Source organism: Rhizobacter sp. P2_G4, from assembly GCF_056403575.1.
Window position 1 is genome coordinate 39,900 of the sequence record NZ_JBFUFG010000012.1, and the last position, 21,055, is coordinate 60,954.

Annotated in this window: 18 protein-coding genes; 3 read left to right on the plus strand and 15 right to left on the minus strand. The window is 66.6% G+C overall.

All coding sequences use genetic code 11. The features are described 5' to 3' along the window. Positions 1 to 111: 111 nt before the first annotated feature. The 5 genes from AC1DYS_RS27765 to AC1DYS_RS27785 all read right to left on the minus strand — a co-directional run bounded on the left by AC1DYS_RS27765 (position 112) and on the right by AC1DYS_RS27785 (position 4,171). Positions 112 to 1,215 (minus strand): DSD1 family PLP-dependent enzyme, encoded by a 1,104-nt coding sequence (locus AC1DYS_RS27765; protein WP_477904774.1) that lies wholly within the window; start codon positions 1,213 to 1,215, stop codon positions 112 to 114. Then, the gene (locus tag AC1DYS_RS27770; protein ID WP_477904895.1) at positions 1,212 to 1,874 is read right to left on the minus strand and encodes a histidine phosphatase family protein; all 663 of its coding nucleotides are present in this window, start codon (positions 1,872 to 1,874) and stop codon (positions 1,212 to 1,214) included. Before AC1DYS_RS27770 ends, AC1DYS_RS27765 begins: the two co-directional genes overlap by 4 nt. An 82-nt stretch (positions 1,875 to 1,956) precedes the next feature. Further along, the gene (locus AC1DYS_RS27775) at positions 1,957 to 2,583 is read right to left on the minus strand and encodes a YbhB/YbcL family Raf kinase inhibitor-like protein (protein ID WP_477904775.1); all 627 of its coding nucleotides are present in this window, start codon (positions 2,581 to 2,583) and stop codon (positions 1,957 to 1,959) included. Positions 2,584 to 2,606: 23 nt separating this feature from the next. After that, on the minus strand, positions 2,607 to 2,882 hold the full coding sequence (locus AC1DYS_RS27780) for a DUF1840 domain-containing protein (RefSeq protein WP_477904776.1): 276 nt from the start codon (positions 2,880 to 2,882) through the stop codon (positions 2,607 to 2,609). Between the two features lie 38 nt (positions 2,883 to 2,920). Next, a complete protein-coding gene (locus AC1DYS_RS27785; protein ID WP_477904777.1) occupies positions 2,921 to 4,171 on the minus strand; it encodes a class I SAM-dependent methyltransferase in 1,251 nt (416 codons plus the stop codon). 82 nt (positions 4,172 to 4,253) lie between these two features. Here AC1DYS_RS27785 and AC1DYS_RS27790 point away from each other — a divergent pair, with 82 nt between their 5' ends. Beyond that, positions 4,254 to 5,090 carry a fumarylacetoacetate hydrolase family protein gene (locus tag AC1DYS_RS27790; RefSeq protein ID WP_477904778.1) on the plus strand — a complete coding sequence of 279 codons (837 nt, stop codon included), beginning with the start codon at positions 4,254 to 4,256 and terminating at the stop codon, positions 5,088 to 5,090. Between the two features lie 39 nt (positions 5,091 to 5,129). On the opposite strand, the gene AC1DYS_RS27795 is transcribed toward AC1DYS_RS27790, so the two are convergent. The 4 genes from AC1DYS_RS27795 to AC1DYS_RS27810 form a co-directional block, all read right to left on the minus strand. After that, entirely contained in the window at positions 5,130 to 7,223 is a 2,094-nt protein-coding gene (locus AC1DYS_RS27795) for a putative bifunctional diguanylate cyclase/phosphodiesterase (RefSeq protein ID WP_477904779.1), read from the minus strand. Then, positions 7,220 to 8,518, minus strand: a complete 1,299-nt coding sequence (locus AC1DYS_RS27800; protein WP_477904780.1) for a cyclic di-GMP phosphodiesterase — start codon at positions 8,516 to 8,518, stop codon at positions 7,220 to 7,222. The genes AC1DYS_RS27795 and AC1DYS_RS27800 overlap by 4 nt, the downstream gene beginning before the upstream one ends. A 213-nt stretch (positions 8,519 to 8,731) precedes the next feature. Next, positions 8,732 to 10,090, minus strand: a complete 1,359-nt coding sequence (locus AC1DYS_RS27805) for a putative bifunctional diguanylate cyclase/phosphodiesterase (protein WP_477904781.1) — start codon at positions 10,088 to 10,090, stop codon at positions 8,732 to 8,734. Positions 10,091 to 10,254: 164 nt separating this feature from the next. Beyond that, the gene (locus AC1DYS_RS27810) at positions 10,255 to 10,839 is read right to left on the minus strand and encodes a hypothetical protein (RefSeq protein WP_477904782.1); all 585 of its coding nucleotides are present in this window, start codon (positions 10,837 to 10,839) and stop codon (positions 10,255 to 10,257) included. Positions 10,840 to 10,921: 82 nt separating this feature from the next. Between AC1DYS_RS27810 and pcaF the strand changes: the two genes are divergently transcribed. Then, positions 10,922 to 12,124, plus strand: a complete 1,203-nt coding sequence (gene pcaF, locus AC1DYS_RS27815) for a 3-oxoadipyl-CoA thiolase (protein WP_477904783.1) — start codon at positions 10,922 to 10,924, stop codon at positions 12,122 to 12,124. Between the two features lie 166 nt (positions 12,125 to 12,290). Further along, entirely contained in the window at positions 12,291 to 14,069 is a 1,779-nt protein-coding gene (locus AC1DYS_RS27820; protein WP_477904784.1) for a zinc-ribbon domain-containing protein, read from the plus strand. A 9-nt stretch (positions 14,070 to 14,078) separates the two neighbouring features. Here AC1DYS_RS27820 and AC1DYS_RS27825 read toward each other — a convergent pair whose 3' ends face one another. From AC1DYS_RS27825 to AC1DYS_RS27850, 6 genes are read right to left on the minus strand one after another with little or no spacing between them, the layout of a single operon-like run. Further along, positions 14,079 to 15,152: a protein-glutamate methylesterase/protein-glutamine glutaminase gene (locus AC1DYS_RS27825; protein ID WP_477904785.1), complete on the minus strand. Its 1,074-nt coding sequence runs from the start codon at positions 15,150 to 15,152 to the stop codon at positions 14,079 to 14,081. Further along, positions 15,149 to 15,661 (minus strand): chemotaxis protein CheD, encoded by a 513-nt coding sequence (locus tag AC1DYS_RS27830; RefSeq protein WP_477904786.1) that lies wholly within the window; start codon positions 15,659 to 15,661, stop codon positions 15,149 to 15,151. Before AC1DYS_RS27830 ends, AC1DYS_RS27825 begins: the two co-directional genes overlap by 4 nt. 14 nt (positions 15,662 to 15,675) lie before the next feature. Next, a complete protein-coding gene (locus AC1DYS_RS27835; protein ID WP_477904787.1) occupies positions 15,676 to 16,476 on the minus strand; it encodes a CheR family methyltransferase in 801 nt (266 codons plus the stop codon). Between the two features lie 22 nt (positions 16,477 to 16,498). Continuing rightward, positions 16,499 to 18,616, minus strand: coding sequence for a methyl-accepting chemotaxis protein (locus AC1DYS_RS27840; RefSeq protein WP_477904788.1), 2,118 nt, complete (start codon positions 18,614 to 18,616; stop codon positions 16,499 to 16,501). Positions 18,617 to 18,635: 19 nt separating this feature from the next. Then, positions 18,636 to 19,196 carry a chemotaxis protein CheW gene (locus AC1DYS_RS27845; RefSeq protein ID WP_477904789.1) on the minus strand — a complete coding sequence of 187 codons (561 nt, stop codon included), beginning with the start codon at positions 19,194 to 19,196 and terminating at the stop codon, positions 18,636 to 18,638. Between the two features lie 16 nt (positions 19,197 to 19,212). Further along, entirely contained in the window at positions 19,213 to 21,027 is a 1,815-nt protein-coding gene (locus tag AC1DYS_RS27850) for a methyl-accepting chemotaxis protein (RefSeq protein ID WP_477904790.1), read from the minus strand. Positions 21,028 to 21,055 lie beyond the last annotated feature (28 nt).

The following is a 21,055-nucleotide window of genomic DNA, read 5'->3' on the forward strand; positions in this document are numbered from 1 at the left end:
GAAACTCAGACGCAGCTGCACCCGCCACTCGAGTGACACCTCGACGTGAGATTTCCCACGGGTGCCCGGCCAAGCCCGCCGATGTGGCCGCCGGAAGTTCAGCGCCCCGCGTCAAACCAGGCAGCCGCGCGCGTCGACGGGCCACACGGCCTCGACCACGCCATCGCTCAAACCACCGCGCACCGCCACGTAGTGGTCGTGCAGGTTGACCGTCGGGTCGCAGTGGCCCGGTACCAACCACACGGTGTCGCCCAGCTCCGGCAAGGCATCGCGTGCCGCATGAAGAATGCCGTGCTCGTCGCCGCCATTGCTGAAGCTCAGATCGCGCTGCCACACCCGCGGCAGGCCGCTGTCGATGGAATGGCACTTGTGGCCGGCGTCGATCACCGCGTGCGACTCGTCGCGGCTCACCACCTGGCTCTTGATGAAGAGCGCGTGCTCGAAGATGGGTGCGCCGGGAGTCGGCTCGTTGCTGCCGTAGTCCGCGTCCATGAAGAGGTAGCTGCCGGCCTGCAACTCACCGTAGACACCGCTGGCGGCTTCGAACACAAAGCTGCCAGTGCCAGCGCCGGTGACCAGCGGGCACGGGATGCCCGCCTCGGCGAGCCCAGCTTGGGCGATGCGCACCCAGGCCACGGTTTGCGCGATGGCAGCTTCGCGCTCTGCTGTCGTCCGCAGGTGCTGTGCGCGGCCGTGGTATGCCTGCAGTCCAGCGAAACGCAGGCCGTGCGCCACCACCTGCTGCGCCAGCGTGGCGGCGTCAGCTGGCTTGATGCCGCAGCGGCCCTGGCCGACGTCGATCTCGACGAACACGTTGATAGGGTGGCCGCTGGCCTTCACGGCCGCTGCCAATCGCGACACGCCAAGTGCCGAGTCGACGGCGATCGCCAGCGTCACCCTGCCGGCGAGTGCGGTCACGCGTGCGAGCTTGGCGGGCTCGATGACCTCGTTGCTGATGTAGATGTCGTTCACGCCGACGGCTGCCAGCGCTTCGGCTTCCGACAGCTTCTGCACGCACACGCCCACCGCACCGGCCGCCATCTGCAGCTTCGCGATGTGGCCGCTCTTGTGCATCTTGGCGTGCGGGCGCAGTCGCAGGTCTCTGTCGCGGGCGAACTCGGCCAGTCGCGCGAGGTTGCGCTCCATCGCGTCGAGGTCGATCACCAGCGCCGGCGTCAGCACCGACGCGACAGAGTCCCCCGGCCGCGCGCTCATGCGGCGCTTCCCACCCGGTCGTTGCTTTCGTCCAGCGCGCCGCCTTCGAGGTGCGAGGTATCGCTCCAGCCGATGAGCGTGAAGCCGCCCGGCGTGTGGAGCAAGCGGTTGATGCTTGCATTGCCCAGCAGCCACGAGCGCGGGGCCGCCAGGTCGAGGCGCGATGCGGCCCGGTACAGGCAGTCCATCACCCCGCCGTGCGAGATCACCGCGATGGTCTCGCCCGGGTGGGCGGCGGCCAGGCGAGTGGCCACGGCCACGCAGCGGTCGTAGAAGACGCGGATCGATTCGCCCGCGCCGCGCGGTGCGAATTCGGGGTCGCGCTTGCGCCAGCGTTCGGCTTCCTCCGGCCAGCGCTCGGCAATCTCCTGGTAGGTGAACCCTTCGAATTCGCCGAAGCCGCGCTCGCGCAGGCCGGTGTCGCTGACGATCGGCACACCGGTCGCGCGCGAGATCGCCTCGGCGGTCTGGTAGGCGCGCATCAGGTCACTCGAATAGATCGCGGTGATGCCCTCTTCGGCCACGGCCGCAGCGACGCGGCTCGCCTGCCAGAGGCCCTTGTCGTTGAGCGGAATGTCGAGATGGCCCTGGATGCGGGTATCGACGTTCCAGGCGGTCTCTCCGTGGCGGATGGCCAGGACACGTGTCGGCTCGTCCATCAGACCGGCCGGCACGAGGCCGCCTCCAAGACAGCCCGCATCCTCTGCGAAACGCAGGCGCAATACGAAGAACGCGCAGCCATCAGATCAGGCGGCGATTCAGTGTGTACGTGCCTGAGTGGGTCGCCTCGGCCAGAACGTGCTTGGCAACGGCTTCACGGACCTGCGGGCCGGTGAAGGCGCCATCCACCGCCACGCGCGGCACGCTCAGCGCGTAGAGCGTGAACACGTAGTGGTGGATCAGCGAATCGTTGAAGGGCGGAAACGGGCCGTCGTAGCCGAAATACTGGCCGGCGTTGGCCGGGTCACCGGCGAACCAGCCGGTGTAGTCGTTGAGGCCGTGGCGCGCGCCGTGCAAGGTGTCGGGGCCGGATTTGCCGTGCGGTGTGAAGCCGCGGCTGAACTCGCCTTCGCTCAGTTGCTGCAGGCTAGCCGGCAGGTCGACCATCACCCAGTGGAAGAAGTCAGTGCGCGGCAAGTCGCTCGGGACCTCGCGGTCGGGCTTGTTCACGTCGTCAGCGCGTGTGGGCACGTCAACGTCGTGGCAGATCAGCGCGAACGACTGTGTGCCGGCCGGTACCTCGCTCCACGCGAGGTGCGGGCTGAGGTTGTCGGAAAAGGTGACGCCGTTGGCCACGTCGGGCTTGCCGGCGGCATAGCGGGTGGGAATGCGTTCGCCGTTGGGCCAGCTGTCGCTCCAGAGTTTCATGGGCTTGCCTCCCGAGTTTGTTGTCATACGCCCCAGACGATGCTTTCACCCGCGGCGTGCGAGCGCTTCATCATCTCGAGCAGCGGCCAGGCGCGCTGGCGCAGCGTCACGCCGTCGCCCTTGCCCGGCTTGGGCTCGTCGTCCTTCTCCGTGTCGGGCTTGCGGGCGGCTTCATCGGCCGCAACCGCCTGCTCGATGGCCCTCATCGCTGCGGGCATGGACGAGCTCTCGATGATGCCCTTCGGCCCCGGCTCCTTGCCGATGATGCGCAGCACGGCGTCGCCTCCGGGCCCCATCATGATCACGTCACCTGCCGCTTTTGACTTGAACTTGTAGATCATCGGTACATGTACTCGCGGTTGAACGGAAACCGCGATTGTGCGCCTCGCATCGGGCCACAGCTCACGTCACCACTCGGTCGGGAAGCGAGCATCTGGAACAGCGAGATCCAGCCTTGCTCGAAGCTCATCGCGCTGCCGGCGAGGTAGAGGCGATACGCCCGCACCACCGCCTCGCTGGTGACGCGGCGCGCCTGCGCCAGCTGCGCTTCGAGCCGGTCGCTCCAGCCCCACAGCGTGCGGGCGTAGTGCGGGCGCAGGTTCTCGGTGTCGACCGGCTCGAGCGCGGCCTCGCTCATCACCCTGAGCACGTGCGACACGTGCATCAGCTCGCCGCCCGGGAAGATGTAGCGCTCGATGAAGTCGCCCATGCCGGCACCGAGCGGGTCGTTGCGCGTGTTGCCGGCCGTGATGCCGTGGTTCATCAGCAGCCCGCCGGGTTTGAGCAGGCGGCGGATCTTGTTGAAGTAGACCGGCAGCTGCGCCTGGCCCACGTGCTCGAACATACCCACCGAGGCAATGCTGTCGTAGGGCTCGTCTTCGGGCAGGTCACGGTAATCGCGCAGGCTCATGGTCACGCGACCGCGCAGGCCGCGTTCTTCGATCAGGCGGTTCACGTGAGCGTGCTGGTTCTTCGACAGCGTGATGCCGTCGGCCCGCACGCCGTAGTGCTCGGCGGCCCACAGCAGCAGCCCGCCCCAGCCGGCGCCGATGTCGAGAAAGCGCTCGCCTTCGCGCAGCATCAGCTTCTTGCAGATGTGATCGAGCTTGGCGGCCTGTGCGCCTTCGAGCGTCATGTTGGCGCCGCGCCAGTAGGCGCAGGAGTAGACCTTGCGCTCGTCGAGCCACAGGTCGTAAAACGCATCGGAGACGTCGTAGTGGAACTGGATCTGCTTCGCGTCCGCCTCCACGTGGTGGTGCGCACGCGATCGCGCCGCCTTCACGATGTGCCGCCACCAGGCGATCGGTAAGGCCGCATCTCCGGAGATGGGCTCGTCACCAGCGACCTGCGCCGTCACGTGCATCAGGTCGCGCATGCTGCCTTCGAAGTCGAGCTTGCCCTCGACGTAGTCTTGCGCCACGCGCCCGACCTGGCCGGTGGCGATGTGCCCCAGCGGCGCGAGGTCATGCAGGCGCAGCGTCACGGTGGGCTGTGCGCTGCCCAATCGGCGTCCTCCCGGCAACACCACCGCCAGCGGCACGCCCTGGGGTGCCAGTCGCTCTTCCAGTGCTCGTTCGATTGCTTGCATCGTCCATCACCTCGCATCCAGGTCCGTCGATTGAAAAAATCGTATGAGAATCAGCCCACCATCACAGCCTCCGGGGATATTCATGAAATGGCTTCGTTTCGGCGCCGAGGGGCGTGAGCGAGTGGGCGCGCTCGACGCTCAAGGCGCACTGCGCGATCTCTCCGGTGCCGTGCCGCACCTTGACCTGCCCACGCTGGGCCGAGTCGGTCTGCAGCGGCTGAACCGCCTCGACCCGGCCGATTTCCCACGCGTGAAAGGGCAGCCGCGACTCGGTGTGCCTTTCACTGGCATTAGCAAATTCATTGCCATCGGCCTGAACTACGCGGACCACGCGGCGGAATCCGGCCTGCCGATCCCGAACGAACCCATCGTTTTCATGAAGGCGACGAGCTGCATCACCGGCCCGAACGACGAGGTGCAATTGCCGCCCGGCAGCGTGAAGACCGACTGGGAGGTCGAACTCGGCGTAGTGATCTCGCACACCGCGCGCCACATCAGCGAGCAAGACGCGCTGAAGCACGTGGCCGGCTACTGCATCGTCAACGACGTGTCGGAGCGTGAGTACCAGCTCGAGCGCGGCGGCACCTGGGACAAGGGCAAGGGCTGCGACACCTTCGGCCCCATCGGCCCGTGGCTGGTCACGCCCCACGAGGTGCCCGACCCGCAGGCCCTCGGCATGTGGCTCGACGTGAACGGCGAGCCACGCCAGCGCGGCAACACCTCGACCATGATCTTCGGCGTGGCGCGGATCGTGAGCTACGTGAGCCGCTTCATGACGCTGCTGCCGGGCGACGTGATCTGCACCGGCACACCGCCCGGCGTGGGCATGGGCATGAAGCCGCCGCAGTTCCTGAAGCCAGGCGACGTGATGTCGCTGGGCATCGAGGGCCTGGGCGTGCAAAGGCAAACGGTGCGGTAACTCTTTCCAAGATCGGCATGCCGATCGTTCAGCCGCGATTCACTTCTGAATCAAGCGCACCGGTTTCTTGCCGGGATGCGGTGCGTCCAGGCGGCTTTCGAAGCTCGATGCGTCGAGCGCCGGGGCGTACAGGAATCCCTGGAACTCGTCGCAGCCGGCGTCGAGCAGGAACTGCCGCTGCGGCTCGGTCTCCACGCCCTCGGCGATCACGCGCAGGTTGAGCGCGCGGCCGAGCTGGATGATGGCGTTGACGATGGCCACGTCGCTCGCGTCTTCGGGCAGCTGGCTCACGAAGCTGCGGTCGATCTTCAGCCGCCCGATCGGAAAGCGCTTGAGGTAGCCCAGGCTCGAGTAGCCGGTGCCGAAGTCATCGATCGCCAGCAGCACGCCGAGCTCGGCCAGCGCCTGCAGGCGGTGCAGCGCGTCCTCCGCGTCGTGGAGCAGGATCGACTCGGTGAGCTCCAGCTCGAGCAATCGCGGCGGCAGGTCGGCGGCCTTGAGTTCGCGCGCCACGCGTTCGGCGAAATCGGGCTGCTGGAACTGCAGCGCCGACACGTTGATCGACACCGGCATCGGCAACCCGTTGGCGCGCCAGACCGCCGCCTGCTTCACAGCCTGCGCCAGCACCCAGTCGCCGATGGCGATGATGAAACCGCTCTCCTCCGCCACCGGGATGAACTCGTTCGGCGACATCTCGCCCAGCACCGGGTCACGCCAGCGGATCAGCGCCTCGGCACCGACCACGGCCCCGGTCTTCAGGTTGATCTGCGGCTGGTAGTGCAGGCGGAACAGGCCGCTGACGAGCGCCTGGCGCATCGCATGGTCGAGCTTCATGTGCGAACGCTGCCCCACGTCGCTGCGCGCCTGGTGGAAGCGGAAGCTGGCGCGGCCGGATTCCTTCACGCGGTGCATGGCCGCGTCGGCCCGCCGCATCAGCGCATCGGGCGTGTCGCCATCGGCCGGGCCGAGGGCCACGCCGATGCTGCAGGTCACGGTGAAGCTGAGCGAATCGATGTCGAACGGCCGCCCGATCGCATCGAGCACGCGGCGCGCGGTGGCTTCGGCACCGGCCGCGTCGACCTGGTGAACGAGCAGCACGAACTCGTCAGCACCCAGGCGCGCCACAGTGTCCACATTGCGCAGGCAGGACTTGATGCGCTCGGTCACTTCGAGGAGCACGCGGTCGCCCAAGCCAAGGCCCAGCGCGTCGTTCACCTGCTTGAAACGGTCGAGATTGAGCACCATCAGCGCAAACGGCTGGCCGTTGCGCTGCGCCATGGCCAGCGCGAACTCCACGCGGTCGGCCAGCATGCGGCGGTTGGGCAGGCCCGTGAGCCCATCGGTGTGCGACAGCTCCTCGATGCGCTGCTTCGCGGCCAGCTTCTCGCTGATGTCGCGAAACGAGAACACGCGGCCGACCGGCTGGCCACGGCTGCACTGCGGCAGCGTCACGCGCTCGATCACCTTGCCCGAATGCAGCGTCAGCACGTCGGTCGTCTGCAGCAGCGCGGCATTCATGATGGCGTTCAGGCGGCGGGTGTAGTCGTCGCCTTCGCCGCCCTGTGAGACCACGCTGCGGCGCATCCAGTCCTGCACGGCCTTGTCGTCGCGCTGCTGGAGCAGCTCTTCCGGCAGGCTCCACAGCGCAGCGAAGCGGCGGTTGAAGTTGCGGATGGCGCCGCCCAGGTCGGTGACCAGAATGCCGTCGGCGCTCGATTCGAGCGTGGCCTGCATCTCGGCCACGCGCGCTTCGAGCTCGTCTTCGGTGGCGCGTTGGCGGCTCAGGTCGCGCAGCGTCACCACCAGCATGTCGCCGGAGCCGAGCCGGCTCACCCGCCGCGTGACAGGCACGATGGCACCATCGAAGCGGCGCACCACGGTGTCGGACAAGATGGCATCCGTCAGCCCGGCCGCCACTTCGTTCCAGAACACGATGTCTTCACCAGTGGCGCTCAGGTCGGCAGCGGCGCGGCCGCGCAGCGACCAGGCGTCGACGCCCAGCAGTGTGCCCGCGGCGGTGTTCGCGGCCGTGATGCGCAGGCTCTTGTGATGGACCAGCCAGACCGGGTCGAGCAGGCCTTCAATCAGTGCCGACCAGTGTTCGAGCGCGGCCGATTCCGCCGCCTCGCTCACGCCGCGGTCTCCAGCGGCGACAGCTCAGGCTCGAAAAAGTACGCCACGCGCAAGCGCGGCGACAGGTATTCCATCGATTCGGGCGGCAGCTGCTGCGGCTTCAGGCTGCGGCGGATGCCCAGGCGCGGGTCGTATTCCAGGTTGAGCAACAGCGCCTCGTCGCGCGGCACGCGGGGCTCGTGCACCATCACGCGCGGCTTCAGCGGCCGGGCGGAATTGACCGACACCACCATCGCATAGCGATCGTCGGTGAGCTGCACCACCGAACCCGGCGGGTACACGCCCATCATCTTGATGAAGGCCCCGAGGATGGCCGTGTCGTAGCGGTTCTTGCCCTGAGCGAACAGCAGCGACAGCGCTTCGTGCGGCGTGAGCGCGCGCGAGGGCACGTTCGGGTTGCACATGTTGTCGTAGCGGTTGACCAGCGAGACGATGCGCGCGGCGGTGGTCATGCGGTCGCTGTTGAGCTTGAGCGGGAAGCCGCTGCCGTCGGCATGCTCGTGGTGCTGCGCGATGACCAGCGTGGCACCCGGCTTCAGGCTCATCTTCTTGGCCAGCGTGACGCCGTGCGACACGTGCTCCTGGTAGAACTGGGTCTCGGCCGGCGTGAAGTGCTCTTCGCGGTGGCGCACGCGGTCGGGCAGCTCGATCTTGCCGATGTCGTGCAGCATCGCGCCGACACCCAGGTCGAGCAGCTCGGCAGCCGACAGGCCGAAGGTCCGGCCCATCAGCAGCGAAATCACCGCCACGTTGATGGAGTGCAGCGAAGCCTTGTCGCCCGCACCTTCGGTGAGCAGGCGAATGCACATCTCCTGCTGCGCAATCATCTTGTCGACGAAGGCCTGGGCCAGCGCCTCGGTCTGCTCGCGGGCCTGCTGGGGCTTGGCCGGCACCAGCTCGACGGCCTGCTTGCAGGCGCGTGTGGCTTCGGCGAACTGTTGCTCGCACACCTGCAAAGCAGAGCGCTGTGCTGTCAGCGCCTCGCGCCGCAGGCGCCGTTCGGCGGCTTCGGGCGTTTCGACAGGTGGTGTAGGCACGGGTGCAGCAGCCGCCTTGGCATCGACCGATGCGGCGGCGGGTGTCAGCGATTCGATGGCGGTCTGGTCGCTCTTGTCGGGGCTCCAGCGCACGCGCTGCTTGCCCAGAGAGCGGATGGTGGCAATCTGCGCCGCGGAGCCGATCTTGAAGCTGCTCAGCGGAAACGGATGCGACATCCAGCCACCGTCGAGGTGAACGAACATGCCGATGCGCAGTTGCGCAACGTCGATCAGCGGTGGGTTTGATACTTCTTTCATGACGACGGTAGCGCGCGGGCTCCGTGAGCCTGCAGCTTATGAAGCTTTTCGGCGGCCTCTCCCTGTTACTTGAACCGATTATGTTCAGCCCCCGGGCCAGCACACCTGCTACATCTGACAGTAGCGCGCTGCCCGTCGAGGGTTGTGTGACGGATTGCGCACGACCTGCCAACCGTTACGAACGGCCACGAGCCGGTCTGGCCAGGGCCCGGTCTACGCGGGCGATGTCTCGGCCTGCGCGGCCACGGCATGCAGGGCCTCTGTCTTTGCCATCAGCGCGTCGAACTCGGCAATCGGCACGGCCTTGCTGAACAGGAAGCCCTGGTAGGTCTCGCAGCCCAGCCCCTGCAGGAACTGCCGCTGCTCCTGGGTTTCGACGCCTTCGGCGATCACCGCCAGCCCGAGATCGCGCCCGAGGCTGACCACCGTGTGGGCGATCGCCGCCTCCTTGGGTGAATTGAGCATGCTGCGCACGAAGGACTGGTCGATCTTCAGCAGGTCGAGCGGCAGCCGGCGCAAGTAGCTGAGCGACGAGAACCCGGTGCCGAAGTCGTCAAGCGAGAAGCCGATGCCGCGCGCCTTGAGCGCCGTCATCTTGGCGATGATGTCTTCCACGTCGTGGGCCAGCATGCTTTCGGTGAGCTCCAGTTTGAGCTGGAACGGGTCGATGCCCGACTGTTCGACGCACGCCAGCACACCCGCCACGAAATCAGCCTGAGCAAACTGCGACGCACTCACGTTGACCGCCAGCGACAGCCGCGCCGACTCGGGCCGACGCTGCCAGCTGGCCAGCTGGGCACAGGCCGAGCGCATCACCCAGTCGCCCAGCGGCAGCATCAGCCCACTGCGCTCTGCGAGCGGAATGAATTCACCGGGCGACACCATGCCCCGCCGCGGGTGCCTCCAGCGCACCAGGGCCTCGGCGCCGACGATGCGGCCACCCATCGTCACCTGCGGCTGATAGTGCAGCAGCAGTTCACCCCGCACCAATGCGTCGCGCAGCTCGCCTTCCATGCTGTTGCGTTCGGCCACGTCGTTCTGGATCACCCACAGCGCGGCGAACACGGTTGCCATCGCGATGGCGTTGTTGACCCAGACACCCCCGGCGCGCACGCTGTCGGGCAGCGCAAACGGTGTCACCCAGCCAAGGTTGCTGCTGGCAAACGCCAGGTAGGTGACAAAGCAGAGCGCAGGGATGCCGTGCCGCAGCCACGCCGGCTCGTCGCGCGTCAGCAGGCACGACATCACGCCGAGCGCCAGCAGGAACTGGTGTGCCGAGCGCGGCACCTCGGCGGTGGGGATGTCGTAGACCAGCGCGTTGAGGCACAGCACCACGTACAGCACCGCGATCATCAGCCGCGAGGCCTGGCGCAGATGGCCATGCCAGGTCAGCGAAGCGGTGACGACCGCCAGGCCCATCGTGGCGACGTCGATCGCCACGATGAACCAGTCGCCGCGCAGCGCAAAGAAGCCGCCCCAGAGCAGACAGGTGGCGCCGATGATGGCGCTGCCGAGCAGCAGCATGCGCCGCACACGGCGCTGGTGCATCGCCGCGCGGGGCGTGTCAGCCACCCGCGTTCCCCCGAACCGGGCGGACTGGAGAGCACAGGCACGTGCAGACGATCACAATGGCTTGTCCTGGTTGAGAAGGTGGCTGCGCGACTCCGCACGGCTTCACCCCCTCTGCATATCGGTCTGCCCCGTTCGACCTGAAGTGCGCTCCCGTTCAGCGGCGCCTATTTCGCACAGCGCCCCCGGGCCAGATCGACCGCCAGCATCGGCAGTGCCAACAAGCCTAAGCCTTGGGCCCCGTATCCGCCATCCCCTCCTTTAAGGCAGTCGCCCAGCCCAGCCGAGGCCACGCCCTTCTGCAGGGCGGTCTGGGTGCTCGCGTCCGGCCGGCCGATCTGGTCGGCGGCCAAGGTTGCCAGGCTCTTGTGCCGCGCCGACTCGCGCACCGCACGCTGAATGCTGTCGGCACGGAGCGGCGGCTCGGCGTCAGGCACTGGCGGCAGCGCTGCTGCGGTCTCTGCCTCGGTGGACGGGGCAGCAGCGGCTGCGGGCGGTGACGGAACGAAGGGCGCTGCAGGCAGGTGGCGCGCTCCAGGCACCGGCAGCCGCTTCGATGCAACCTGCACAGGCGCGGACTCATCGGCCTGCACAACGGGCGGCGGGGCAATCCACCGTGTCGTCACCGTGGGCGGGGACGACTTCGGCGCTTCGCGTGCCGCGCGGCGTTCCAGTCCCAGCCAGAGCACGAGTGCGTGCAAGGCACACACCAGGGCAACGAGCTGCGGAAGGCCGCGCGACGGGGTTGTCATGGCGCGGGATGGTACCGAGCAACGCCCTGCGCGTGACGATAATCAAAGCGAACGGTCCCACACCATCCCCCTGGAGAACGCCATGACCCACGCCTTCATCTGCGATGCCATCCGCACGCCCTTCGGCCGCTATGGCGGGGCCCTCTCTTCAGTCCGCACCGATGACCTGGGCGCCATCCCGCTGAAGGCGCTGATGGCCCGCAACCCGAAGGTCGACTGGGCCGCGGTGGCTGACGTGATCTACGGGTGCGCCAACCAAGCCGGCGAAGACAACCGCAACGTGGCGCGCATGTCAGCCCTGCTCGCCGGTCTGCCGATCGATCTGCCCGGCGCCACCCTCAACCGCCTGTGCGGTTCGGGCATGGACGCCGTGGGCACCGCGGCGCGCGCGATCAAGAGCGGCGAAGCGCAGCTGATGATCGCCGGCGGCGTGGAGAGCATGAGCCGCGCGCCCTTCGTGATGCCGAAGGCCGATACCGCCTTCAGCCGCAACAACGCCGTGTACGACACCACCATCGGCTGGCGCTTCGTCAACAAGCTGATGAAGGAACAGTACGGTGTCGACTCGATGCCCGAGACGGCCGAGAACGTAGCCACCGACTACCGCATCGAGCGTGAAGCGCAGGACCGCATGGCCCTCGCCTCGCAGCTCAAGGCGGTGGCGGCGCAGAAGAGCGGCTTCTTCGATGCCGAGATCACGCCGGTCACCATCGTGCAGAAGAAGGGTGACCCGCTCGTCGTCAAGCAGGACGAGCACCCGCGCGAGACCAGCCTCGAAGTGCTCGCCAAGCTCAAGGGCGTCGTCAAGCCCGACGGCTCGGTGACCGCCGGCAATGCCTCGGGCGTGAACGACGGCGCAGTGGCACTGCTGCTTGCGAGCGACAGCGCCGCCGGCAAGCACGGCCTCACGCCACGCGCCCGCGTGGTCGGCATGGCGACTGCCGGCGTGGCGCCGCGCATCATGGGCATGGGGCCGGCGCCGGCCACGCGCAAGGTGCTGGCGCTGACCGGCCTCACGCTCGACCAGATGGACGTGATCGAACTCAACGAAGCCTTCGCCGCCCAGGGGCTGGCGGTGCTGCGCGATCTCGGGTTGAAGGACGACGACGTGCGCGTGAACCCGAACGGCGGCGCGATCGCACTCGGCCACCCGCTGGGCGCGAGCGGCGCGCGGCTGGTCACCACAGCGGTGAACCAGCTGCACAAGACGAATGGCCGCTACGCGTTGTGCACCATGTGCATCGGCGTCGGCCAGGGCATTGCGTTGATCGTCGAGCGGGTTTGAGTTTCCCTTCCCTGGGTTCGCCCTGAGGTATCGAAGGGCGGCGCAGTGCACAGTCGCTACCCTTCGATACCTCAGGGCGAACGAGGCTTAATGAGCTGGACGGGTTTGATGGTCCGGTGCCCAACGGGCATCCTGGCTCTAATGCTTCTTTGAACGTGAGGCCGACATGGCATACGACTACAGCTCTGAATCAAAGTTATTGGAGCTGCCCAATCCGTACCGATTGCAGAACCGCCTACTGTGGCTGTGCGCCGCGGCCTTGGTCATCGCTGGCGTCGTGAGCCTCTGGTGGGCCCGCACTGCCATGCAGGCGCATTCGGTCGGCATGGCCGGCGCGCCACTGGTGGCCGGGTTGCTGATGCTGGCCGGTGGCCTGGCCTGCGCCGCCACCGCCGCACGCCGGCTGCGCTTCTTTTTCGGCCGCGGCCGCCCCGCTTCGCTGGCGCCCGAAATTCCCTCGGGCGCCGTCGGCGGCTCGAAGGCGGCCGACCATGTGAAAGACATGCTGCGCCAGGGCGGCCTCACCTACCCCGAACCCAAGGGCGCGCTCGAAGGCCTGCTCTACCACTGGGCACCGACGCTCATCACCGCGCCGCTCGAAGTCCAGCTGCTCGCGCAGCGCTACATGTTCAACCTGGCCGCCATCGCGGCCACGCTGCTCAGCTTCCTGTTCTCGTGGCTGGTGTTCGGCACGCCGGCCACGCGGCCGTGGATCGGCATCCTGTACTTCGCGTTCGGCGCGTTCTTCTTGCTCAAGCCGGTGCTGTCGCAGGGCCGCGCACGGCTGACGGCTGCCTCGCTGATCGGCCTGATCGCCGCCGCCATCCTCGCGCCGGTGGCGCTGGCCCTGCTCGGCGGCAGCCTGCCGCGACTCGGCAACTTCTCGCTCAACACGCAGGTGTTCGTGATGCTGTGCGCCTCGCTGCTGGCCTGCGGCCTCGCCATGGCGGCGGTGCTGGCGCAGGTGGACGCCGCGCCGCAAACGCGCGCCAGCGTCGAGCAGCAACGGCTGTCGATGAACGCGCCGCCGGCCAGCCTGATGGACGAACTCGACCGCACGCTGCAATCGCAATGGACCGAGCGCATCCCGAACCGCCGCTACGCGCGCATCGAGCCGGTCACCTCGGCCGCCACACCCAGCGGCAGCTTTGCGGGTGAGTTGCTCGAAGAGACACAGCCGCTGCCGATCGCAGGCACGAAAGCGCCAACCTTCAGTGCCGCACTCAGCGAGCGGCGCCACCGCGCACTCTTGCTGCTGGACCTGTACGCCGTGCTGCTGATCCTGGTGTCGGTCGGCTTCGCGCTCTACTTCGTGCGTGAGTTCAACGTGATGGACGGCTGGCAGCAGAACCGCCTCTCGATCGCCGGCACCTCGGCCATCCTGGCGCTGGTGGCCGGCTTCTGCTTCCAGACCTCGAGCCAGCTCTGGGGCCGCTTCAACTTCGAGTCGGTGCTGACCTGGGTCGAGCTCGTCGGCAACTACCAGACCTCGCGCATCGGCACCGGCAACCAGTTCAACAGCCGCATGAACACGCAGAACGACGTGGTGCGCACCGAGGCGGCCACGCTGCGCGTCTGGCGCGCGCGCATCGAGTCGGTGGTGTTCGGCAAGGACGACGCGCGGCAAGTCACCGCGATGTTCTCGACCGAGAAAGATGCGAAGGTGCTGGCCGCGCACCTGATGGACTTTGCGCAAAGCCAGAGCGTGCTCGTCGCGCCCGGTTCGGCCACCGACCAGGCGCGCATCGCCGCACTCAACAGCGGCGAGCAAGGGCTCAGCGGCCCGGCCACGTCGCCGGCGCAACTGCAGCGCGAGCAGCACATCGCCGCCGCGATCACATCGACGGCCCCGGCGGCGGTGCACTGCACGCAATGCGGTACCGCGGCCGCGCCGGGCGCGCGCTTCTGTTCGAAGTGCGGAGCGAAGCTGTCGGCTGAAGCCTAGAAGAGAAAGTCAGCTCGTCAGCTGGCGCTGGATTTCCGCCGCCACCGACGACAGCGGAATCACGCGCTCGGCCCCGCCGCGCTTGATCGCTTCCTTCGGCATGCCGAACACCACGCAGCTTTCTTCGTCTTGCGCCAGTGTGCGCGCGCCGACGTTGCGCATCTCCAGCAGCCCAGCCGCGCCGTCGTCGCCCATGCCGGTCATGATGACGCCGAGCGCATTGGCGCCAGCGCTCTTGGCGACCGAACGGAACAGCACGTCCACCGACGGGCGGTGGCGGTTGACCAGCGGCCCATCGATCACTTCGACGTGGTACTGAGCGCCGCTGCGCTTGAGCAGCATGTGGCGGCCACCCGGCGCGATGAGCGCACGCCCCGGAAGCACGCGGTCGTTGTGCTCGGCTTCCTTGACGGTGATCTTGCACAGGCTGTCCAGCCGCGCAGCGAAGGCGGCGGTGAACTTCTCCGGCATGTGCTGAACGATCACGATGCCGGGGCACACACGTGGCAACGCCGTCAACACCTCTTCCAGCGCCTGTGTGCCGCCGGTCGACGTGCCGAGCGCCACCACGCGCTCGGTGGTCTGCGTCATCGCCCGCGTGGCCGGCGGCAGGATCGCGTCGGCCGTCTGCTTGCCCGGTACCACCGGCAACGCGCTCGTGCCGGGCGCCAGGCGGCGCACGTTGGCGTTCGCCGCCGCACGCACCGCCTGGATCAACTCGTCGGCCGAGTCGCTGAGAAACTGCTTCAGCCCCATCTTGGGCTTGGTGACGATAGCCACCGCGCCGGCCGCCATGGCCTCCATCGACGTGCGGGCGCCCTTCTCGGTGAGCGTGGAGCAGATCACCACCGGCGTGGGCTTCTGCTGCATCACCAATTTCAGGAAGGTGATGCCGTCCATGCGTGGCATTTCCACGTCGAGCACGATCACGTCGGGCCAATCGAGCTTCAGTCGTTCGATGGCCAGCACCGGGTCGGCCACGGCCGCCATCACCTCGATGCCCGGCGCTTCGTCGAGCAGGCCGGTGAGCACCTGCCGCACCACGGCGGAGTCGTCCACCACCATCACGCGTACCTTGCTCATTCGCCCTCCAATTGGCTGAAGCCGGAGGACGGCTGCACTTGGCGCGACCACACGTCGCCACTCGCCACGTCGAACACGATCTGCCGATGTCCGCAGCCGAACAGGCTTTCGGACTGGACGGTGATGCCGAGCTGGCGCAACCAGCCGCGCGCGCTCTCGCCGTTTCGCCGGCCCACATGCAGCACGCCCGGCGTGGTGGCATCGGGGAACATGTTGGCGCCTCCGAAAATCTTGGCCTGGCACTGCTTGGCCTGCACGCCGACTGCCGCCAACTCACGCAGCATGAGCGTCAGCGCCTCTTCACCGTAGCGCGCGTCCAGCGCCTCCCCTGGGCTCGAGCCGCGATCGGCCAACAAGAAGTGCGACATCGCGCCGACCCGGCGCTGCGGCTCCCACAGCGTGATCGACACGCACGAGCCGAGCACCGTGCGCATGCGGCAGCTCGCATCGCCCACGGCGTATTCGCCGGGGTTGAGCAGCAGCTCGCGAATTGCGGATTTGAGCGGCATGGCGTCGCGCCCGCTCAAGGCTTGCGGTAGATCGACGGCGCCACGGTCAACAGCCCGGGGTTGATGTCGTTCAGGCTTTCCGAGTGGCCAATGCACAAGTGCCCGCCCGGCTTGAGCGTGGAGACGATGCGCGCCACCACCTGGCGCTTGGTCTCGCCGTTGAAATAGATCATCACGTTGCGCAAGAAGACCATGTCGAACGGCGCGAGCCTCGGCAGGTCGGTGTTGAGGTTGATCTGCGCAAAGCTCACGCGGCTTCGCAGCGCGCGGTCCACCAGCAAGGTGCCCTGCTGATCATCGATGCCGCGTAGGCAGAAGCGCTTCAGGTAGGCCGCAGGAACGTGGCGCGTACGCTCCATCGGGTAGTGGCCGGTGCGTGCGCGCTCCAGCACCCGGGTGCTGATGTCCGAGCCCATCACGTCCCACGGGCCATCGCCGAGAACGTCGGCCAGAACCATCGCCATGCTGTAAGCCTCTTCACCGCTCGAACTGGCCGCGCTCCAGATGCGAAAGGGCTGGTGCCTGGCCGCGTTGCGCTGCGCCACCTGGCGCAGCAGATCGAAGTGCTTGGGCTCGCGAAAGAAGTAGGTCTCGTTGGTGGTCAGCAGATCGACCGCCGTCTGCACCTCGCCAGGCGCGCTGCCGCTGCTCAGCAACCGGAAGTAGTCGTTGTAGCTGTTGACGTTGCAGACCTGCAGGCGCTTCGCGAGCCGGCCGGTGACCAGCGCTTTTTTGGCCGACGACAGCGTGATGCCCGCCGCGTCGAAGATGAAGCGCTGGAAATGTCCGAACTCGACGTCGCTGATCCCGTTCATGGATGCCCTGCTCTACTTCTATTCAAAAGCGCGAGAACTTGCTCTCGTCGATGCCGGCAGGGTTGAGCGCAAAGCCGTTGGAGTGCCCCGTCTCACCGCCTCTTCCATTGAGCTTGCGCGACACCACCGGCCTGCCAATTGCCGAGCCCGGCGCCGGCTTGCGCGCCGACACCTTGCCCTGCGGCGCGTTGACCGCCGCCAGCTTGAAGAAGCTCATGGTCTGCTGCAGCTGCTCGGCCTGGCTGCTCATCTCTTCAGCCGTGGCGGCCAGCTCTTCGGAGCTGCTCGCGTTCTGCTGTGTCGTTTCGCTTAGCTGGCTCACGGCCGTGTTGATCTGGCTCACACCCGAGCTTTGCTCTTCCGATGCGGCCGTGATCTCTTGCACCAGGTCCGAAGTCTTCTTGATGTTGGGCACCATCTGGTCGAGCAGGCGACCGGCCTTTTCGGCCAGCTCCACGCTGCTGCCTGCCACAGTGCCGATCTCTTGCGCGGCCACCTGGCTGCGCTCGGCCAGCTTGCGCACTTCGGCCGCCACCACCGCAAAGCCCTTGCCGTGTTCGCCGGCACGGGCCGCTTCGATCGCGGCGTTCAGTGCCAACAGATTGGTCTGGTAGGCGATGTCGTCAATGATGCCGATCTTCTGGGCGATCTGCTTCATCGCGGCCACCGTGGCGCGCACGGCTTCACCACCTTCTGCGGAGTCGCTCGCGGCCTTGGTGGCCATGCCGTCGGTGACCTTGGCGTTCTCGGTGTTCTGCGTGATCGAGGCCGTCATCTGTTCGATCGATGCGCTGGTCTCTTCAACGCCTGCGGCTTGTTCGCTGCTGGCTTGCGACAGCGCCTGCGCTGTCGCGCTCACTTCTTCAGACGCGCCGGCCAAAGCCTCGGCACCGGTGTTCACCTCGCCGACCACCTCGGACAGTTTGTCCACCATGGCGTTCACATAGGTCTGCATGTCGGCAAAGGTACCTTCGTAGCGCCCTTGCACCTTTCGGGTCAGGTCGCCCTCGGACATGGCGCCCATCACCTCGACCACGTCGACCACGCTGCGCAGGTTGCGGCGCACTTGCTCGATGGTGTCGTTGATGAAGGCCTTCTTGCCCGGCAGCTGTTGCAGCGGTGCCTCGAAGTTGCCGCGGCCGAACTCGGCCACCACGCCCATCGCCAGCTTCTTTACGCCGATGTGGGCCGTGACCATTTCATTGACGCCCGAAGCCATGGTGCGGAAGTCGCCTTCGAAACGCTGCGCATCGATCATCACGTCGATGTCGCCCTTGTCGTGCTCGTCCGACATGTGGTTCATCTCGGCGATCAAGCCCTTCAGGTTGCCGCGCACCTTCTCGATGGTGTCGTTGATGAAGGCCTTCTTGCCAGGCAATTGCTGCAGTGGCGCTTCGAAGTTGCCGCGGCCGAATTCGGCGATCACGCCCATCGCCAGTTTCTTGACCGCAATGTGCGCACCAACCATGCCGTTCACACCGGAGGCCATCGCGCGGAAGTCGCCCTCGAAGCGCTGGGTGTCGATCACCACATCGATGTCGCCCTTCTCGTGCTCGACCGACATGCGGTTCATCTCGGAGATCAGGCCCTTCAGGTTGCCACGCACCTTCTCGATGGTGTCGTTGATGAAGGCCTTCTTGCCCGGCAGCGGCTGCAGCGGCGCTTCGAAGTTGCCACGGCCGAATTCGGCGATCACGCCCATCGCCAGTTTCTTCACCGCGATGTGCGCGCCGACCATCGTGTTGATGCCGTTGGCCATGTCGCGGAAGTCGCCGTTGTAGCGCTGCGCGTCGATCACCACGTCGATGTCGCCACGTTCATGCTCGGCGCTCATTCGCGCCATGTCGGCACGCAGTGCCTGCACGGTGTCGAGCAACTTGTTGACGGCATCGGCTGACGGGCGCAGCGACATCGGAAGACTGTCGGCGCCAACGCGCAGCGACAGGTCTCCGTTGCTCGCGGCCGCCAGCACGCGCGTGAACTGCCGTTCAATGGTGTCGGCGAGTGCAGCTTCGTCTCGCTGTACTTGCCCGGTCGTTTTGATTGTTAGCATGACATGTCCCTGGGTGTTGTAGTGAACTCTGCAAAGAGTGATCCGGTGCGTGTCAGAAGCGCACGATGTGCGCTTCGTTGACCGCACCGGTGTTGCGTACGAAGCGCTATGCGGCGTGAGCAGCCTGCTCGGCAGCGCCTGCAGCGGCTTGAATCTCGTCGAGCGAGAGCACGTGGTTCACGTTGAGCAGGATCACGAACTTGCCGCGCACCTTGCCCATGCCCTGGATGAAGTCGGTGCGAATGCGCGCACCGAAAGCCGGTGCCGGCTCGATGTCGGTACCCGCGATGTCGAGCACTTCGTTCACGGCATCGACCACCACGCCGATCACCTGGCGCTCGGGTTCGCCATCGACCTCGGCTTCGACCTCCACGATCACGATGCAGGTGCGCTTGGTCACCTCGCTCGGCTTGCGGCCGAAGCGCACCAGCAGGTCCATCACCGGCACCACGGCACCGCGCAGGTTGATCACGCCGCGCACGCTGGCGGGCATCATCGGCACCTCGGTCAGGCTGTGGTATTCGATGATCTCCTTGATCGACAGGATGTTGATCGCGAAGGCTTCGCCGGCCAGCTGAAACGTGAGGTACTGCGCCGGCTCCAGCGCAGCAGCGGTTGGCAATGCAGCCACGGCCTGTGGGGCTCTGGTCTGAACAACGGCATTCATGTGGGACTCCTTCGATTCAGAATTTGGCGAACTGCGCTTCGTCGGGCGCATCGCCCGTCGCGAAGGCCATGCCGGGGTTCAAGCTGAAGCCACCGGAACGCGAAGACGTCTTGGGCTTGGTCGACTTGGTGAATTTCTGCGGCGCGGCGCGGCGCGGCTCACTCGTTGCGTGCGTCGCGACACGGTCGCCGGAGAGCTTGAAGAAGCCCATGGTCTGCTGCAGCTGCTCGGCCTGGCTGCTCATCTCTTCGGCCGTGGCCGCCAGCTCTTCGGATGACGAGGCGTTCTGCTGCGTCGTCTGGCTCAGCTGGCTCACCGCTGCGTTGATCTGGCCCACACCGGAGGATTGCTCTTCAGATGCGGCCGTGATCTCTTGAACCAGGTCCGAGGTCTTCTTGATGTTGGGCACCATCTGGTCGAGCAGCCTGCCAGCCTTTTCGGCCAGTTCCACGCTGCTGCCGGCCACGGTGCCGATCTCTTGCGCGGCCACCTGGCTGCGCTCGGCCAGCTTGCGCACTTCGGCCGCCACGACCGCGAAGCCCTTGCCGTGCTCGCCGGCACGGGCTGCTTCGATCGCTGCGTTCAGCGCCAGCAGGTTGGTCTGGTAGGCGATGTCGTCGATGATCCCGATCTTCTGGGCAATCTGCTTCATCGCTGCCACCGTGGCGCGTACCGCTTCACCACCTTCGGCGGAGTCGCTTGCGGCCTTGGTGGCCATGCCATCGGTGACCTTGGCGTTCTCGGTGTTCTGCGTGATCGAAGCCGTCATCTGCTCGATCGATGCGCTGGTCTCTTCGACGCCTGCGGCTTGTTCGCTCGACGCTTGCGACAGCGATTGCGCTGTGGCACTGACTTCTTCGGACGCACCGGCCAAAGCCTCGGCGCTGCCGTTCACCTCAGTCACCACCTGCGAGAGCTTGACGATGGTGGTGTTCACATGCGCCTTGATCTCGGCGAACTGGCCCTTGTAGTCGCCCGTGATGGACTGCGTCAGGTCGCCTTGCGCCACACCGCTGAGCACCGTGCCGACTTCGGCAATCACGCCCTTGAGCTGGCCCACCGTCTGCTTGACGGCGTACAGCATGCTCTCGTCATCGCCGGCCCGGGTGACGACGTCGACCGACAGGTCGCCCGCAGCCACGCTGGACAGCACCCGCGCCGCATAGTCGGGCTCGCCACCCAGTTGGCGGGTGATGACTCGGGTGATCCAGTAGCCGGCGCCAGCCGCGATGCCGAGCGCCAGGGCAACGAGCCCGAGCGTCGTGTTGCGTGCCGAGATGTACTGAGCGGCCGCCTCATTGCCGGCCGCCACCATCAGCTCGCCCTGGAAGTCGGAGAGTTCGTCCGTCTTCTGCGTGTAGTCGCGCAGCACAGGTTGCAGCTCGCCCAGCAGCAACTGGCCGGCTTCCTCGCGCTTGCCATTGGTCACCAGCGCAATCACACGGTCCTGTCCCGCCACGAACTTGACGCGGTTCTCCTTGATCTGCTTCAAAAGGACCATGCCTTTTTCGATCTTCACCAGCGCGTCCAGCTTCTCGATTCGCTCTCCGATGCTCTTGCGAGCTGCGTAGATGCGTTCGATGTCTTCCTTCGCGCGGCTCGCGTCGCCCGTGAGAATGGCATTGCGCATGTAGCGGCCGATGTTGTTCACCTCGACGCCCACCTCATTGGCAAGCACGACCTTGTTGTAGCGATCCTTCACGATCAGGTCGATGCTGTCGTTCATGCTCGACAAGCGCACCATGCCGAGCACAGCAACCACCAACAACAGCACGCTGACCAAGCCAAAACCCAGGCCCAGTCGCGTCGCCACCTTCATGTTCTTGAACATCTGAAACTCCAAACTGATTAAAAAGAAG

What these genes read in the sequence shown, in the direction of transcription:
- AC1DYS_RS27765 (WP_477904774.1), bottom strand. Translation starts at nt 1,215, where the DNA reads ATGAGCGCGCGGCCGGGGGACTCTGTCGCGTCGGTGCTGACGCCGGCG.
- AC1DYS_RS27770 (WP_477904895.1), bottom strand. Translation starts at nt 1,874, where the DNA reads ATGGACGAGCCGACACGTGTCCTGGCCATCCGCCACGGAGAGACCGCC.
- AC1DYS_RS27775 (WP_477904775.1), bottom strand. Translation starts at nt 2,583, where the DNA reads ATGAAACTCTGGAGCGACAGCTGGCCCAACGGCGAACGCATTCCCACC.
- AC1DYS_RS27780 (WP_477904776.1), bottom strand. Translation starts at nt 2,882, where the DNA reads ATGATGGGGCCCGGAGGCGACGCCGTGCTGCGCATCATCGGCAAGGAG.
- AC1DYS_RS27785 (WP_477904777.1), bottom strand. Translation starts at nt 4,171, where the DNA reads ATGCAAGCAATCGAACGAGCACTGGAAGAGCGACTGGCACCCCAGGGC.
- AC1DYS_RS27790 (WP_477904778.1), top strand. Translation starts at nt 4,254, where the DNA reads ATGAAATGGCTTCGTTTCGGCGCCGAGGGGCGTGAGCGAGTGGGCGCG.
- AC1DYS_RS27800 (WP_477904780.1), bottom strand. Translation starts at nt 8,518, where the DNA reads ATGAAAGAAGTATCAAACCCACCGCTGATCGACGTTGCGCAACTGCGC.
- AC1DYS_RS27810 (WP_477904782.1), bottom strand. Translation starts at nt 10,839, where the DNA reads ATGACAACCCCGTCGCGCGGCCTTCCGCAGCTCGTTGCCCTGGTGTGT.
- pcaF (WP_477904783.1), top strand. Translation starts at nt 10,922, where the DNA reads ATGACCCACGCCTTCATCTGCGATGCCATCCGCACGCCCTTCGGCCGC.
- AC1DYS_RS27820 (WP_477904784.1), top strand. Translation starts at nt 12,291, where the DNA reads ATGGCATACGACTACAGCTCTGAATCAAAGTTATTGGAGCTGCCCAAT.
- AC1DYS_RS27825 (WP_477904785.1), bottom strand. Translation starts at nt 15,152, where the DNA reads ATGAGCAAGGTACGCGTGATGGTGGTGGACGACTCCGCCGTGGTGCGG.
- AC1DYS_RS27830 (WP_477904786.1), bottom strand. Translation starts at nt 15,661, where the DNA reads ATGCCGCTCAAATCCGCAATTCGCGAGCTGCTGCTCAACCCCGGCGAA.
- AC1DYS_RS27835 (WP_477904787.1), bottom strand. Translation starts at nt 16,476, where the DNA reads ATGAACGGGATCAGCGACGTCGAGTTCGGACATTTCCAGCGCTTCATC.
- AC1DYS_RS27845 (WP_477904789.1), bottom strand. Translation starts at nt 19,196, where the DNA reads ATGAATGCCGTTGTTCAGACCAGAGCCCCACAGGCCGTGGCTGCATTG.
- AC1DYS_RS27850 (WP_477904790.1), bottom strand. Translation starts at nt 21,027, where the DNA reads ATGTTCAAGAACATGAAGGTGGCGACGCGACTGGGCCTGGGTTTTGGC.